Origin of the sequence: Flavobacterium galactosi, from assembly GCF_048158585.1 — a bacterium.
GTDB classification, from domain to species: domain Bacteria; phylum Bacteroidota; class Bacteroidia; order Flavobacteriales; family Flavobacteriaceae; genus Flavobacterium; species Flavobacterium galactosi.
Window position 1 is genome coordinate 374,056 of sequence record NZ_JBLNKV010000005.1, and the last position, 16,944, is coordinate 390,999.

General features: G+C 34.9%; 10 protein-coding genes. 8 read left to right on the plus strand and 2 right to left on the minus strand.

The annotated features are described in order from the left end of the window. Window positions 1-126 precede the first annotated feature (126 nt). Window positions 127-3,042 (plus strand): FAD-binding and (Fe-S)-binding domain-containing protein, encoded by a 2,916-nt coding sequence (locus ACM55M_RS13135; protein WP_416858119.1) that lies wholly within the window; start codon window positions 127-129, stop codon window positions 3,040-3,042. Between the two features lie 301 nt (window positions 3,043-3,343). Beyond that, on the plus strand, window positions 3,344-5,275 hold the full coding sequence (locus ACM55M_RS13140; protein WP_416858120.1) for an amino acid permease: 1,932 nt from the start codon (window positions 3,344-3,346) through the stop codon (window positions 5,273-5,275). A 123-nt stretch (window positions 5,276-5,398) separates the two neighbouring features. Here the strand turns inward: ACM55M_RS13140 and ACM55M_RS13145 are convergent, their stop codons facing one another. Then, window positions 5,399-6,625: an aminotransferase class I/II-fold pyridoxal phosphate-dependent enzyme gene (locus tag ACM55M_RS13145; protein ID WP_416858121.1), complete on the minus strand. Its 1,227-nt coding sequence runs from the start codon at window positions 6,623-6,625 to the stop codon at window positions 5,399-5,401. A 325-nt stretch (window positions 6,626-6,950) separates the two neighbouring features. Between ACM55M_RS13145 and ACM55M_RS13150 the strand changes: the two genes are divergently transcribed. Together ACM55M_RS13150 and lpdA are read left to right on the plus strand one after the other, a co-directional pair. Beyond that, window positions 6,951-7,409 carry an Lrp/AsnC family transcriptional regulator gene (locus ACM55M_RS13150; RefSeq protein WP_416858122.1) on the plus strand — a complete coding sequence of 153 codons (459 nt, stop codon included), beginning with the start codon at window positions 6,951-6,953 and terminating at the stop codon, window positions 7,407-7,409. A 152-nt stretch (window positions 7,410-7,561) separates the two neighbouring features. Then, the gene (lpdA, locus tag ACM55M_RS13155) at window positions 7,562-8,965 is read left to right on the plus strand and encodes a dihydrolipoyl dehydrogenase (RefSeq protein WP_416858123.1); all 1,404 of its coding nucleotides are present in this window, start codon (window positions 7,562-7,564) and stop codon (window positions 8,963-8,965) included. A 65-nt stretch (window positions 8,966-9,030) separates the two neighbouring features. Here the strand turns inward: lpdA and ACM55M_RS13160 are convergent, their stop codons facing one another. Beyond that, window positions 9,031-9,408, minus strand: a complete 378-nt coding sequence (locus tag ACM55M_RS13160) for a DoxX family membrane protein (RefSeq protein WP_379852838.1) — start codon at window positions 9,406-9,408, stop codon at window positions 9,031-9,033. A 679-nt stretch (window positions 9,409-10,087) separates the two neighbouring features. On the opposite strand from ACM55M_RS13160, the gene ACM55M_RS13165 reads away from it, so the two are divergent. The 4 genes from ACM55M_RS13165 to ACM55M_RS13180 form a co-directional block, all read left to right on the plus strand. Then, window positions 10,088-11,374, plus strand: coding sequence for an anthranilate synthase component I family protein (locus ACM55M_RS13165; RefSeq protein WP_416858124.1), 1,287 nt, complete (start codon window positions 10,088-10,090; stop codon window positions 11,372-11,374). Between the two features lie 27 nt (window positions 11,375-11,401). After that, complete coding sequence (gene tilS / locus ACM55M_RS13170) at window positions 11,402-12,712, plus strand: tRNA lysidine(34) synthetase TilS (protein WP_416858125.1); 1,311 nt, start codon at window positions 11,402-11,404, stop codon at window positions 12,710-12,712. Beyond that, window positions 12,712-14,715 carry a protein-disulfide reductase DsbD family protein gene (locus tag ACM55M_RS13175; RefSeq protein WP_416858126.1) on the plus strand — a complete coding sequence of 668 codons (2,004 nt, stop codon included), beginning with the start codon at window positions 12,712-12,714 and terminating at the stop codon, window positions 14,713-14,715. The genes tilS and ACM55M_RS13175 overlap by 1 nt, the downstream gene beginning before the upstream one ends. A gap of 673 nt (window positions 14,716-15,388) precedes the next feature. Continuing rightward, window positions 15,389-16,944 (plus strand): YDG domain-containing protein (locus tag ACM55M_RS13180; protein WP_416858127.1); only part of this gene is annotated, 1,556 nt, incomplete at its 3' end.

The following is a 16,944-nucleotide window of genomic DNA, read 5'->3' on the forward strand; positions in this document are numbered from 1 at the left end:
TTTTCTAACAAAGAATAAAACTTTTCGCCTTTTTCTTCTTTGTTTTTTTAATTTATAATCGGCTATATATTTATATTTGTCAAATAATGCTGTATTGTCAGTTTTTTATAAAATAATGTATACGCCATGTTGACCCCACTTGAATTAGAACAATTATCCCAATCATTAGAAGGAACACTTTTATTTGATGAACTTCATAAAACGATTTACGCTACTGACGCTTCCGCTTATAGAATTATGCCGCTTGCTGTGGCGATTCCGCAATCAGAAGAAGATATTGTCAAAATTATTCGCTTTGCAGCAAAAAATAAGATTTCAATCACACCAAGAACTGCAGGAACTTCATTGGCAGGGCAAACGGTAGGTAACGGAATTATTGTTGATGTTTCGAAACATTTCACCAAGATTGTTGCTTTTGATCCCATAAAAAAAACGGTTACGGTACAGCCAGGAGTGATTCGGGATGAACTGAATTTATTCTTAAAACCGCACGGATTATTTTTTGGACCCAATACTTCCACTTCAAGTCGATGCATGATAGGAGGAATGGTGGGGAATAATTCGTCAGGAACCACCTCGATACGTTATGGCGTAACCCGAGACAAAATAGTGGAATTGAAAGCTGTTTTGAGTGATGGAAGTTTCACTGTATTCAAGGATTTGACTTCGGAAGAATTCATAGAAAAGACAAAAGGAGATTCCCTTGAGAATGCGATTTACAAAACTATTTACGAGGAACTTTCGAATACAGAAAACCAAAAAGAAATTGTAAAGGAGTTTCCAAAACCAGAAATTCACAGACGAAATACGGGTTATGCGATTGATTTATTATTAAAATCGGAACTGTTTTCAGGAACAGAAAAAACGATAAACTTAGGGAAACTACTTTGCGGAAGCGAAGGAACTTTAGCATTTACCACAGAAATTACGTTGAAAGTAGATGATTTACCACCAACGAATAATGTCATGGTGGTAGCGCATTTTCATACCATTCAAGAAAGTTTAGAAGCCGTAGTTACAGCTATGAAACATCATTTGTACACGTGTGAAATGATGGATGATACCATTCTGGATTGTACAAAAACGAACAGGGAACAAGCCAAAAACAGATTTTTCATTCAAGGGGATCCAAAGGCGGTTATCATGCTTGAAGTGGCCTCTCATCATAGTATGGAAGATGCGGAATCACAAGCCAATGCTTTGATTGCAGATCTTGAGTTGCATAATTTTGGGTATGCATTACCTAAAATTTACGGCTCAGACATTGATAAAATAAACGAGTTGCGAAAAGCGGGTCTTGGACTTTTAGGAAGTATTGTAGGAGATAATAAAGCCGCAGATTCCATTGAAGATACCGCTGTTGAGTTGAGTGATTTGCCTAATTATATTGCCGAGTTCTCCGCTATGATGCAGCGTCATGGGCAAAGTGCCATTTATTATGCACATGCCGGAGCCGGAGAAATTCACTTGCGACCTGTTTTAAATTTAAAAACAAAAGAAGGATTACACCAATTTAGAAACATCGCTACCGAAGTGGCTATTCTGGTAAAAAAATACAGAGGCTCATTGAGCGGGGAACATGGTGACGGAATAGTGCGTGGAGAGTTTTTACCTTTTATGATTGGAGAGAAAAATTATGAATTATTAAAACGAGTAAAAAAAGCGTTTGACCCAGATACCATTTTAAATGTTGGGAAAATTGTAAATGCCTCCAAAATGGACGAAAACCTGCGGGTGGAAGCGGGCAGGGTAGAACCGGACATCAAAACGATTCAGGATTTTTCAGACAGTATGGGGATTTTGCGGGCTGCAGAGAAATGCAATGGTTCCGGAGATTGCAGAAAATTACCCTCAGCAGGCGGAACTTTATGTCCAAGTTATCGCGCCACACGAAACGAAAAAGACACGACTCGTGCCCGAGCCAATGCGCTTAGAGAATATTTAACGCATTCAGAAAAAGACAATAAATTCAATCATGAAGAATTATATAAGGTCTTCGAATTGTGTGTAAGTTGCAAGGCTTGTGCGAGCGAGTGCCCCAGTAATGTAGATGTAGCCGCTTTAAAATCAGAGTTTTTGTACCAATACCAAAAAGCAAACGGATTTTCTTTGCGAAATAAAATATTTGCGTTCAACGCTAAACTAAATAACTTAGGAAGTATTACCCCTTCTATTACCAATTTCATAGTTAATCTACCTTTGGTCAAAAAGAGCATGGGAATTGCTCCAAAAAGGGAAGTTCCTTTATTGGCTCCAACTTCTTTTAGAAAATGGTACAAAAAAAATAAATCAAAAGCACCAAGCGATTCTTTTGCAAACGGAAAAGTATATTTGTTTTGTGATGAGTTTACTGGTTTTTACGATGTTTCGGTTGGAATAGATGCGTATGAATTATTGACAAAAATAGGATATGAAGTCATTATAGTGGATCATGAGGAAAGTGGAAGAGCCTTCATTTCTAAAGGTTTTCTGGAAGAAGCAAAAGTAATCGCCAATAAAAACGTAGCTGTTTTTTCGAATATTATTACTGCTGATTGTCCTTTAATAGGAATTGAACCATCTGCGATATTGACTTTTAGGGATGAATACATCCGATTGGCAGATGATAAAGTAAATGCCGAAAAATTATCGCGACATGTATTCACCATTGAAGAGTTTTTTAAAAATGAAATTACAAAAGGAAAAATTCATTCCGGCCAATTTTCTGATTTGGAGAAAACGATAAAAATTCACGGACACTGCCATCAAAAGTCATTAAGTTCTATTGAAGCGACATTTGCGATGCTGAATTTACCAAAAAACAGTTCGGTTACGATTTACAATTCGGGATGTTGCGGTATGGCTGGTTCTTTTGGATACGAAAAAGAGCATTACGACATCAGTATGCAAATGGGAGAAGATACTTTATTTCCAAAAATTAGAGCGACTGATGCCACTATAACTATTGCCGCCGCCGGAACAAGCTGTCGCCATCAAATTTTTGATGGAACAAACAGAAAAGCACTGCATCCGGTATCCGTTTTAAAGTCATATTTAAAATAGATTAGTACTTGTTTTAAAACATTAATTGTCTAATATTTGTAAAAAATGAATTTTGGTTAAATATTACTTCTTACTTTTGATATTTCGTAAAAAATACAGCTATTAAATATCGATTTGATATTTTTAGATAGTTAAAAAAATGAAATATGGAATGGGATGTGAAATTAAAACAAAATAGTTTCCTTAAAATTTCTAATATTGAAATTGTTTTATATATTTGATTTTTTATAAAATTTACGTTATTTTCGAATTAAATCGTAAAATTTACGACAGATTAATTTTTAATGATAAAATTTACAACATGGCATTAAAGGGGTTATTCAGAAAGAAAACAGTACAAGACATTTTAAAACAGGTCGAAAAAAATAATGCCGATGGCCATAATGCACTTGGAAAGCATTTAACGGCTCGTGATTTAACTGCTTTTGGAATTGCAGCAATTGTTGGAGCCGGTATTTTTAGTACCATAGGAAAAGCAAGTGCTGATGGAGGTCCTGCAGTTATCTTTCTTTTCTTGTTTACTGCCATAGCCTGTAGTTTTGCTGCTTTTGCTTATGCTGAATTTGCTTCGATCGTTCCTGTTTCGGGAAGTGCTTATACGTATTCTTATGTAGCTTTTGGAGAAATAATCGCTTGGATTATCGGTTGGGCATTAATAATGGAATATGCAGTAGGTAATATAACGGTAGCCATATCGTGGAGTGATTATTTTACCGGATTGCTCGATAGTATGGGGATTCATCTTCCGCAATATGCCCAAATGGATTATTTATCCGCTTCCAATGGATTTAATGATGCAACAGCTTTGATGCAAGGTGGAAAAACATTTGAAAATTTAAGTCTAGCCACACAAGCAGCATACACAGCGTGGACAACTTCGCCTGTTATAGGATCTTTACATCTTGTGGCGGATTTACCGGCTTTATTAATTATTGTTTTAATAACAGCTTTGGTTTATCGCGGTATGAAAGAATCTCGTAATGCCAGTAATATCATGGTTGTTGTCAAATTATGTATCGTACTTTTAGTAATTGCTGTAGGAATTTTTTATGTAGATGTCGATAATTGGCACCCATTTGCGCCTAATGGAGCTACTGGAGTATTAAAAGGAGTTTCAGCTGTATTCTTTGCATACATCGGGTTTGATGCTATTTCTACAACTGCCGAAGAATGTAAAGATCCACAACGTGATTTACCAAAAGGAATGATGTGGGCCATAATTATTTGTACTCTTTTATACATTGCAATCGCGTTAGTACTGACCGGAATGGTGAGTTACAACGAATTGAATGTAGGAGATCCATTGGCGTTTGTATTTGATAAATTACATTTGAAATGGATGTCAGGAATTATCGCAGTAAGTGCCGTAATTGCCATGGCGAGTGTTTTATTGGTATTCCAAATGGGACAACCTCGTATCTGGATGAGTATGAGTCGTGATGGGCTTCTGCCAAAACGTTTCTCTACGGTACATCCTAAATATAAAACCCCTTCTTATGCTACGATTGTTACCGGATTTGTGGTAGCCGTTCCTGCTTTATTTTTGAATTTAACTATGGTTACGGATTTGTGTAGTATTGGAACTTTATTTGCTTTTGTATTGGTATGTGCCGGAGTTTTGGCGCTGCAAAACAGAACGGATATTCCTCGAGGAAAATTCAAAACACCTTATATGAATTCAAAATTCATCATGCCTGTTCTGATTAGTATAGGACTGATTTTTGCTTTTGGTTATAATAAAAAAAACACAATGGATTTCATTAGTAATGAAACTCAAATCAATAGTTCGGCAGCTATTGTTACTTCATTGGATAAAAAGGAAACTCAAAAAGTATATGATTATTTAGTGCGTGTTGATGCTAAAAATGCTACAACAGGTACTCCGGATTTAGAATTTTTACTAAGTCAGTACCAACAGGACGATGCTAAATACACTAGTGTCATTGCGAATTTACCCGTATCGGAATCTATTAAATATGAAAGTGGTTTTAGTTTATTCAAACACAAAATTCCAATGTGGATTTTTCTGATTGTTTTGGCTGGATTATCGGTTTGGTCATTCAAGGAAAACTTATCATTAATTCCTTTATTAGGCTTAATTTGTTGCTTGTATATGATGGCGGAGCTAAGTGTTTGGAACTGGATTTATTTCACGATTTGGCTGCTTATTGGTTTGACGATTTATTTTAGCTTCAGCCGTAACAACAGTAAGTTGAATAGCATAGAAGCTTAGTTTTTAAAAATCTATATACCAAAACGTCTTTTAATCAAGGCGTTTTTTTTGGTTTAAACCAAAAAAATCCGTTCGAAATTTACTTTCAAACGGATTCAACAAACTACAAAAACTAAAAAAAAACTATTCCATCAAAACGGATTCTGATGTTAGTACATTCAATTCCATCATACATTTTTTCATCATCTGATACGTTCTTTCAATATCATTGTCCAGCCCTATAGAAAACCGAATTAAACCATCAGTCAATCCCATTTCTATTTGTTCTTCCATAGGGATTTCGCTGGAAGTAGATGTTCCCGGTGCGCTAAATAAGGTTTTGTAAAATCCTAAACTCACTGCAAGATATCCCAGATTTTTTGTCTGCATCAATTCCATTAATTCATTGGCTTTCGCCAAAGTTCCCACATCTAAAGTCATCATTCCGCCAAAACCATATTCCGGATTAATCATCGTGGCGTACAATTCATGACTGGAATGACTTTTCAATCCTGGATAAACCGTTTTTAGTCCGTCTTTTTCAAAACGTTCCGCCAGATACATCGCATTGTAACTGTGTTGTTTCATTCGAATATGTAGTGTGCGTAGGTTTTTCATTACACTCGCCGAACGCAAACTATCCATTGTTGGACCAAGTAGCATGCTGGCACCACTATTCACATTTTTTAAACTATCAATAAATTCCTGAGAAGCACAGGTGACACCGCCCACAGTATCACTGCTTCCGTTGATGTATTTCGTTAAACTATGAATCACAATATCAGCCCCTAATTTTGCAGGAGAGACAGATAATGGCGAAAAAGTATTATCGACCACTAATTTCAAATTGTGTTTTTTTGCGATTTTTGCTAAACCAGCAATATCAGCCACTTCCAGTAAAGGATTACTCACCGTCTCGCAGTACAAAACTTTGGTTTCGGGAGTAATTGCAGCTTCTACAACATCTAGTTTCGTGATGTCAACAAAAGTGGTTTTGATGCCTAATCTCGGCGTGAAATTCTTCAAGAAAGCGTACGTTCCACCATAAATAGTTCTGCTCGAAACGATATGATCGCCAGATTTACACAATTGCAATAGCGTAGGCGTAATCGCTCCCATTCCTGACGCTGAAACATTGGCTGTTTCCGTTCCTTCCATCGCTGCCAAGGCTTTGTCTAAATATAAATTACTCGGTGAGGAATGACGCGAATACAAATAACAACCTTCTATATTGCCTTCAAAAGTATCGAACATGGTTTTTGCCGATAAAAAAGTATAGGTCGAGGAATCAGAAATCGATGGATTCACACCGCCAAATTCACCAAAGTATTGCAAATCTTGAATGTTATCTGCTGGACTGAAATTTTTCATAATTATTTTTATTGTTATTTATGCTGAATTTGTTTCAGTATTTGAAGCGATTCCTGCTATTCGCTATATCTTTCCAGTCCTGAACTTGTTTCAGGATCCTGAAACAAGTTCAGGACTGGAAAGGATGCCGCTGCTATCAGGGCTATGGGATTTCGTTCTGTATGAAATCTATTCAAAATAACAGTGTTCTAGATTAATAATCAATCATCTTATTGAATATTAGATTTTAAAACTATAAACTATAAATAATGCAATTTAATTTTCTAAATTAGCTTCTCAAATAAGAATTTTATAGATTATTTATCCATTCCAATTTTTCAATACCATGACATTAGATTCAATAGATAAAAAGCTGCTTTTTTTATTACAATCCGATAGTAAGAAAACAACCAAAGAACTTTCTTTAAAACTAAATCTTTCTGTTACTGCGGTTTACGAGCGTATTAAAAAATTGGAAAGAGAAGGAATTATCGATAAATACGTTGTGCTCGTCAATCGTTCGAAAGTCGAAAAAGGATTTGTTGTCTTCTGTCACCTCAAATTGATTCAACACACCAAAGAGTTTATTGCTAAATTTGAAAGTGAAGTGGTAAAGCTAAAAGAAGTGATGGAATGCCATCATGTGAGCGGTGATTACGATTATATCCTGAAAATAGTGGTAAAAAATATGGAAGCGTATCGGGAATTTTTAGTTACAAAACTCACCACATTGCAACATATAGGAAGTACGCACAGTACATTTATGATTAGTGAAGTAAAAAGTACGACTGTTGTTGATATTTAGTATATATGCCAATTTAAGTAGGTATTCAACGGTATGTAAATACGAATTGCTAAAAATTCATAACAAAAAACCTTGTAAATTAAACTTTAAACAAAACTTAATTCCTTAATTTTGTGCGACATTTTATAAAAACACAATAAAAAAAATATACTATGAGTTCATTTGACGTAGTCATTATAGGTTCTGGACCAGGCGGATATGTATCAGCAATTCGTTGTGCACAATTAGGTTTCAAAACAGCAATTATCGAAAAATATTCTACTCTTGGAGGAACTTGCCTGAATGTAGGTTGTATTCCTTCAAAAGCATTGCTTGCTTCTTCTCATCATTACAGTGAAATTGCTCATTTTGCAGAGCACGGAATTGAAGTTTCCGGAGAAGTAAAAGTGAACCTTGAAAAAATGATTGCGCGCAAACAAGCCGTTGTGGATCAGACTTCGGGTGGTGTGAAATTTTTAATGGATAAAAATAAAATTACAGTTCTGGAAGGATTGGGTTCATTTGTTGACGCTACTCATGTTGCCGTTGCAAAAGCAGATGGAACTTCGGAAACTATCGAAGCTAAAAATATTATTATCGCTACAGGTTCTAAACCATCTTCTTTACCATTTATCAAAATTGATAAAGAAAGAATCATCACTTCTACCGAAGCGTTGAAACTTAAAGAAGTACCAAAACATTTGGTGATTATTGGTGGTGGAGTTATTGGGATTGAATTAGGGCAAGTGTATTTACGATTGGGAGCGCAAGTTTCTGTTGTAGAATATTTGGACCGAATCATTCCAGGAATGGATGCTTCATTGTCTAAAGAATTGACTAAAGTATTAAAAAAACAAGGAATGAAATTCTACGTTTCACACAAAGTGAAATCAGTGGAAAGAAATGGCGAGGGCGTAGTAGTTCAAGCTGAAAATGCAAAAGGTGAAACAATTACGTTGGAAGGAGATTATTCATTAGTTTCTGTGGGACGTCGTCCGTATACTGATGGGTTGAATGTGGATAAAGCCGGAGTAAAAATAACGGATAGAGGAATGGTTGAAGTAAACGATCATTTACAAACTTCAGTTCCTAATATCTATGCGATTGGCGATGTGGTTCGTGGAGCGATGTTAGCGCACAAAGCAGAAGAAGAAGGAGCAATGGTTGCTGAAATTTTAGCGGGTCAAAAACCACATATCGATTATAACTTGATTCCTGGTGTTGTTTACACTTGGCCAGAAGTGGCTGCTGTAGGACAGACGGAGGAGCAATTGAAAGCAGGTGGTGTAGATTTCAAATCAGGAAGTTTCCCTTTTAAAGCATTAGGTCGTGCTCGTGCTGGAGGTGATTTAGACGGATTTGTAAAAATTCTTGCTGACGCAAAAACGGATGAAGTTCTTGGAGTTCACATGATTGGTGCTCGTTGTGCGGATTTAATTGCTGAAGCCGTTACGGCAATGGAATTCAAAGCATCTGCTGAAGATATTTCAAGAATGTCTCACGCACATCCAACATTTGCAGAAGCAATAAAAGAAGCTGCATTAGCCGCTACTGATAATAGAGCTTTGCATGTATAATTAAAAATATATTTTATATAAGAAACCCGCTATCTAAGCGGGTTTCTTATTTTATATAGTCCATATTATTTAGCTACAAATACACTTTTATAATTTTCCCAATGGCTAAAGATTAAAAAGATATTTCCAAAAAAAACAAATAATGCAATTGGTAAGTTTTCTGGGGTTAAGAAAAAATTGATCAATAATATATTTAAAGTAACTGGTAAAATAATAAGATTAGCCAAAGTTACATATCGACCAGTAATAAATGAAATTCCACAGAGAAATTCCAAAGATTTTGCTAAAGGCATCAAATAAGTAGACGCCATTAAACCGACATTAAATGCTTTGAAGTTTCCAGTTGTTTCAGCCTCAGGAGATAGATGTAAAAAAAAACTAATTGAGGTATAAAGAAAAAGGAGTCCAAGTAAAGATCGAATAATGATGATTGCAATTTTCATGATATATGGTTTTATAGGTTACACATTTAAAATATACTATTGTGGCATAGCATTTTATTTATATACAAGATTTTCCATTGGTGCTCGTCTAAATCAGCTATGTCCGTACATCGGGTCATGATCTTGTCGTTTTACAAATAGGACCGCCAGTATCAATTGCATTTTTAACCATTTCATCTCCTTTTTTCTTTGCTTTCAACATCACCAGCAATCAGTTATCTTGGATTCTTAACTGTGAATTTTGGATTGAATTTAAAACCAATTTCAGGTTTTTTAAAGTCCTAACTGTACAAGCATTTTCGAATCGAGATCAATCTGATTTCATTTTTATGATATAAAGATAATTAATTTTTTAAAACGAAAACGATTGATTTTTAACAGTTTTGATTTTATTTATGCAAATATTTCTTATAAACAACAAAACCAGTAGTTTCAATTAGGATGATTACCCAAGATTAAAGATAAAAATAATTATTTTTCAGGGAATTTACTAACCATTTTTTGGAGCATAGTGAATTGTTTTATAAAAATGTAATAAGTGATTTTCATCGATAGTTTGGATTAATTTAAGGAGGCAAGTCATTCTGTTTTGTAATAAAAATCGTATCATTAATTTTTGGTTACTGTTTCTTGGATGGAATTTTTTTATTGTAATTTTGAATCTTAAAATAAATAGTTTTTGAGAGTTTCAATTTATAAGCAAATATCCAATCCGGTAGCCTTCAAACAGCAACTTTTACTTTGGTCACAACGATTTCGAGAAGTCATTTTCATGGATAGTAATAATTATCCTCAGGGATATTCCAGTTATGATTGTCTGTTTGCAGTAGATGCTTTTACTTCGATAAAAACAGATTATCATAATGCTTTTGAAGATTTAAAACAATATCAGCAAATTACCAAGGACTGGCTTTTTGGTTATTTATCGTATGATTTAAAAAATGATGTGGAGCAATTGCAATCCAATAATTTTGATGGCTTGGGTTTTCCGGATTTGTTTTTCTTTCAACCTAAGAAATTATTTTTATTGAAAGGGAATGAACTCGAAATTCAATACCTCAATATGTGTGACGATGAAGTGGAGGAAGACTTTGAGGAAATAATTGAAAGTCAAAAGACGAAAGTTGAAACAGATGAAAGATTAATAATTCAACAACGGATTTCAAAAGAGAATTATCTTGAAAAAGCATCCAAAATATTAGAACATATTCATTACGGAGATATTTACGAAGCGAATTTTTGCATGGAATTTTTTGCAGAAAATGCAAACATTGATCCAATTGAAAAGTTTGTAAAGCTGAACGAAATTTCTCTTCCGCCATTCGCCGTTTTTTTTAAGAATAATATGCATTTTTTGCTTTCAGCTTCTCCGGAACGCTATTTGAAGAAGGAAGGGGAATTGATTATTTCGCAGCCAATTAAAGGAACTGCGAAACGATTCTCAGATCCTGCAGAGGATGAAAAATCTAAAACTCAATTGGCTTTAGACCCAAAAGAGCGTTCCGAAAATATTATGATCACGGATTTAGTTCGCAATGATTTGTCACATACCGCACAAAAAGGTTCTGTAACAGTAACAGAGTTATGCAAAATTTACTCTTTTATTCAGGTGCACCAAATGATTTCTACGGTAACTTCAAAATTAGATCATCAATATACTGCGGTCGATGCTATAAAAACCACGTTCCCGATGGGAAGTATGACTGGAGCGCCAAAAATTTCGGCGATGAAAATTATCGAAAATCAGGAAGAAACAAAGAGAGGTTTGTATAGTGGGGCAGTAGGGTATTTTACGCCAAGTGGTGATTTTGATTTCAATGTTGTAATCCGAAGCATTTTGTATAATCAGGAAAAAAAATATGTTTCTTTTTCAGTGGGAAGTGCCATCACATCGCAATCAATTCCTGAAAAGGAGTATGAGGAATGTTTACTTAAAGCCAAAGCTATGCGAGAAGTTTTAAGCTAAATCAAAATGAATTAATTACTTTTGAATATGCTACAGAAATTCCAAAGCCATCTTCTTCACAATTTTCAGTTTTTGAATGGAAAAAAACTGCTTCTTGCCACAAGTGGCGGTATTGACAGTATGGTTATGGTGCATTTATTTCAGCAATTAGAATATAAAATTGGAATAGCACATTGCAATTTTCAACTTCGCGGAATGGAAAGTTTCGGTGATCAGGATTTTGTTCAGGAATATGCTGTCGCAAATGAGATTCAGGTATTTATAACACAATTTGATACCAAAGCTTTTGCGGAAGATTATAAGCTTTCTACCCAAGTTGCTGCTCGTGAGTTGCGTTACAACTGGTTTTATGAAGTATTGGAAACCGAAAAATTCGACTATATTCTCACCGCACATCATGCTGATGACAATATAGAAACCTTTCTCATCAATCTTACGAGAGGAACGGGATTAGATGGTTTAACTGGTATTCCGGAACAAAATGAAAATGTGATTCGGCCATTTTTATTGTTTTCCCGAGAGGAGATTGAAGCGTATGCTAAAGCAAATACGATTCAGTGGCGAGAAGACAGCAGTAATACATCGGATAAATACCTTCGAAATAAAATTCGTCATCATGTAGTCCCGATGTTAAAAGAATTAAATCCAAATTTCCTTTCTTCTTTTCATAAAACAAATACGTATTTGCAAGAAGCACAAGCTATGGTTGAGGATGCGGCTATAATTGTATATCAACAAGTGGCAGAGCAGGTGGAAGAAAATATTCATTTTGATTTGAATAAATTGATGAAATTGCCCAATTACAAATCGTATTTATACCAATGGTTGAAAGAATTTGGATTTTCGGCATGGGATGATATTTATGATTTGGTCGAAAGTCAATCAGGCAAGCAGGTTTTTTCTCCTGAGTTTCGATTGTTGAAAGACAGGGATTATTTAATCCTAAGTCCGCTGCATTTCGTAAATGAAAAGGAGGAGTTTTTAATCGAAGAAAATCAGAAAGAAGTTAAGATTCCCTTAAATCTTTCGTTTTGTAAAGTAGCCGACATTAGTATTGTTTCAAATAAAACTATCTTTGTTGATGCCAATAAATTACAATTCCCATTGATTTTGCGCCATTGGCATGAAGGTGATGTTTTTCAGCCTTTTGGGATGGACGGCAAATCTAAGAAAGTGAGTAAATTATTCAAGGATGAAAAATTATCATTGCTTGACAAAGAAAATACTTGGCTTTTATGTTCCAAAAATGAAATTGTTTGGATTGTTGGGATTCGTCAGGACAACCGCTTTAGAATAGAAAACAACATACAAAATATACTTAAAATAGAATTAGAATAATGAGGAAATTACTATTTATACTTTTTGCTTTTTTGGCTTTCGCCAAAGTAAATGCCCAAATTCTTGATCCTGCAAAATGGACGACAAAAATTGAAAAAAAATCAGCCAATACGTATTTGTTAACTTTTAATGCCGTTATTGAAAAAGACTGGCACATCTATTCTCAGTTTACACCAGATGGGGGACCATTACCATTAGAGGTGATTTTTAAAAATCAAAAAGAAAATTTTACTTTAGTTGGCAAAGCCAAAGAAAGTAAAACTACGACTGCTTTCAATGATATTTTTGGAGTGAATGAAACCTTTTTTCATGATAAAGCTCAAATCCAACAAGAAATTAAAATCATAAACCCAAAGATTACCAAGATTGAAGCCGAGTTGAATTATCAGGTTTGTAAAGAAGTTTGTATCAATTTAGAGAAAAAATTTACGTTTACAATTCCATTAAATTCAAATATTGCGAAGGTAGTTATCCTTAAAGCGGATACTACAAGAGTGGACACACTAGTTTCAAAACCGGAAGTAAAAGAAACCAATATTTATGTAAAATCAGCGATTGAAACTACGAAACCAGCTTCTCAGAAAGGATTATGGTCTATTTTCTTCATTGCTTTTTTATCAGGATTTGCAGCCTTACTCACGCCTTGCGTTTTTCCGATGATTCCCATGACGGTAAGCTTTTTTACCAAACAGAGTAAATCAAAAGCCAAAGGAATACGGCATGCCATTATTTATGGAATTTCCATCATATTCATTTATGTGGTATTGGGATTTTTAGTAACCTGGATTTTTGGTGCCGATGCACTGAATGCGTTGTCTACTAATGTCTGGTTTAATATTATATTCTTTATTTTATTGATTGTTTTTGCAGCTTCATTTCTTGGAGCATTCGAGATTATGTTGCCTAATTCTTGGGCAAATAAAGTAGACAGTCAAGCGGATAGAGGAGGGATAATAGGAATATTATTTATGGCATTGGCGCTTGCCATAGTATCCTTTTCGTGTACAGGACCTATTGTGGGAACGCTTTTGGTTGACGCTGCTTCCAAAGGAGGTATCGCACCGATTATAGGAATGTTTGGTTTTTCATTGGCTTTAGCCTTACCATTTATGTTATTTGCTATGTTCCCGGGCTGGCTACACTCGTTACCAAGATCTGGAGGATGGCTCAATACCGTAAAAGTGGTTTTAGGTTTTCTGGAATTAGCTTTAGCTTTCAAATTTTTATCAAATGCTGATTTGGTTTTACAATTGCATTTATTGGAAAGAGAAGTGTTTTTGGCGATTTGGATTGCCATTTTTGGAGCATTAGCTTTGTATTTATTTGGAAAAATTACCTTGCCGCATGATAGCCCTATGACACATATTTCAGTAGGAAGATTGTTAATGGGACTCCTGATTTTAACGTTTACTATTTATTTAATCCCGGGACTTTGGGGAGCACCATTAAAATTGATTAATGCTTTTCCACCACCAATAGAATACAGTGAAAGTCCCATGGGCTTTGGAAGTTCAGGAGTTAAAAATTCAACAGCTATTTTACCAGAAGGTGGTAAAAGTGGGCCACACGGATTAGTAGTTTTTGATGATTACGAAAAAGGACTGGCGTATGCCAAAACGGTACATAAACCTATTATGCTTGATTTTACAGGTTATGCTTGTGTGAATTGCAGAAAAATGGAAAATAATGTCTGGTCTGATGATCGTGTTTTTTCTATTTTGAATAATGAGGTTGTGTTAATTTCTTTGTATGTTGATGACAAACGCGAATTGCCTAAAAGAGAACGCTATATTTCTAAAACTACTGGAGCCGAAATCGAAACTATAGGTGATAAATGGACCGATTTTATGATTTCGAAATACAAAACCAATACCCAACCATTGTATGTTTTAACAGATTTGGAAGGGAAAAGTTTAAATGAAGATAAGCCAACAATTAGTTATGTAGGAGTTGAAGAATATGAAAGTTGGTTAAAAATCGGAATCTTAAAATTCAAAAAATAAACCCCTTTTTGTTTTACAAATAGCAACCCTGTCCAATTAATTGGACAGGGTTTTTTTATTTTTTTCTTGTTCGAAAAAAGTTATCTAAAAACGTTTTTAACATTTTTAAATTTTGTCTATAATACTTGTGTTTACTGGGTTTTCGGCTGTTTTAAGAACATCAAAAAAGGTCTTAGTTCTTTTTTGCACTATTTTATTTTTCTTAAATGGTCTTAAAATAAGTTCATCTCTTCTTAAGTATTTTTACTCAGGATTTAGTTGCTATTAACTAAAAAAACACATTTTTATTCGAAAAGTACAAACAATGTTTGTATTTCAATTGGATTAAATTTTCATCAATTCAAATTGAAAATCGGATTCAAAAGCCAATATATTTTCTAATTGTATTTTTTTATTTCCTCTGAAAATTACAAAATATGTAGTTCACAGTTTTTTTTATTCCTTTAATCGGAAATGTATTAAAAATTGGATTAATGTATTCTTAATTACATAATTTAGTATTTAAGTTGATGGATTATAAGAGATTATGGAGTAATTTTTGTTAAAAAAAGCATTTTTTCAAGGTAATTCAATTGGAATAAATCAAAAAAAATAGAAACCCCATTCTATTGATTTTGCATTTTACAGTTAGGCATATAGTATTCGTTATTTTATTATTTTTAATTCAATAAATATGAAAACATTTCTACGCAACTCTGGATTTTTAACGATTGTTCTTTTTATTGCAACTCTATTTTTTGCAAATGTGGCTTTTGGACAGACCATAACACTTGATCAGGCTGATTTGGATTATGCCCCGGGAGAAACTGTTACTATTACTGGGACTGGCTGGCAGCCGAATGAAGCAATTGACTTGCAAGTATATCACCTTACGGAACCCATACCCGATCACGGAACACCCGATCCTCATCAACCTTGGACGACCGTAGCGGATGGTTCGGGTAATTTTACGGCTACGTGGTTTGTTACGGAATATGAATTGGGAGCGGAACTTTTGCTCATTGCCAATGGTGTAGAATCTGGTTTTACTTATAAAGTGTTTTTTACGGATGGGAATGTAGGTTTTGGACAAACCGGTGTACCTGGGAATAATATTGATATGACAGTTGAAGTTACTTATACTAAACTTGTAAATACAGTACCGACTGTTGTAACAGAAACAGTATCATTTAAATCAAATGGAACAACAGCTGTTGGGGCAGTGAATAATACTACAATTTCATGGGCGTATAATCCCGTAACTGTTGGTGGTACAACTTACATTTGGAACGGTGCATCAACCCAAATTCAAAATTTTAATATAGGAACATCTAATTATGTAGGATCTAATGCTATAAAAGGAACGTATGTTGCATGCACAGTACCATCAATCACTACAAACCCATTAAATCAAACTGTTGCTTATGGTGCAAATGCAAATTTTACAGTAGCAGCTTCTGGAACTGCTGTTCTTACTTATCAATGGGAAGAATACATATCTTCTTGGAATACTATAACTAACGGAGGAGTTTATTCAAATGCGACAACTGCTTCCTTAACTTTGACCAAACCCTCTGTTGCAATGAGCGGCAGAAAATATCGTTGTGTTGTTACTAATAGTTGTGGGAATGCTACAAGTGATGGATTGGCAACATTGACGGTGAATAAAAAAGCATTAACAGCAGAGGCCCCAACGATTGCATCAAAAACATATGATAGCAATGCAACTGCTGGAGCAGTTACAGTTGGAACACTTTCAGGCTTTGTCGGTACCGAAACAGTTACTGTAACTGGAGTAGCAGCAGCTTATAGTAGTGCAAATGTTGGTTCTTACCCTGGAGTTGTAGTTACTTACACTCTTGTGAATGGAACAAATGGTGGATTAGCGACAAATTATAGTTTAGCTACAGGGACTGCAACAGGTGTGATTACTTCTAAGGCCATCACCGGAAACTTTACCGCATCTAACAAAACTTATGATGGAAATGCGGTTGCTTCAGTTCTAACCCAAACCTTAAATGGAGTTATTGCACCAGATGCAGTAAGCTTAACGGGCGGAACGGCAAGCTTCAGCGATAAAGACGTTGCTAATGGCAAAACAGTTACCTCTTCGGGCATGAGTTTGTCAGGATTGCAAGCGGGGAACTACAGTTTGACATCCGTGGGAACAACAACAGCAAATATTACCGCATTAGGAATCACCGGAAACTTTACCGCATCTAACAAAACTTATGATGGAAATGCGGTTGC

Excerpts from the sequence above, each read along its gene's own strand:
- ACM55M_RS13135 (WP_416858119.1), top strand. The coding sequence starts at position 127 with ATGTTGACCCCACTTGAATTAGAACAATTATCCCAATCATTAGAAGGA.
- ACM55M_RS13140 (WP_416858120.1), top strand. The coding sequence starts at position 3,344 with ATGGCATTAAAGGGGTTATTCAGAAAGAAAACAGTACAAGACATTTTA.
- ACM55M_RS13145 (WP_416858121.1), bottom strand. The coding sequence starts at position 6,625 with ATGAAAAATTTCAGTCCAGCAGATAACATTCAAGATTTGCAATACTTT.
- ACM55M_RS13150 (WP_416858122.1), top strand. The coding sequence starts at position 6,951 with ATGACATTAGATTCAATAGATAAAAAGCTGCTTTTTTTATTACAATCC.
- lpdA (WP_416858123.1), top strand. The coding sequence starts at position 7,562 with ATGAGTTCATTTGACGTAGTCATTATAGGTTCTGGACCAGGCGGATAT.
- ACM55M_RS13160 (WP_379852838.1), bottom strand. The coding sequence starts at position 9,408 with ATGAAAATTGCAATCATCATTATTCGATCTTTACTTGGACTCCTTTTT.
- tilS (WP_416858125.1), top strand. The coding sequence starts at position 11,402 with ATGCTACAGAAATTCCAAAGCCATCTTCTTCACAATTTTCAGTTTTTG.
- ACM55M_RS13175 (WP_416858126.1), top strand. The coding sequence starts at position 12,712 with ATGAGGAAATTACTATTTATACTTTTTGCTTTTTTGGCTTTCGCCAAA.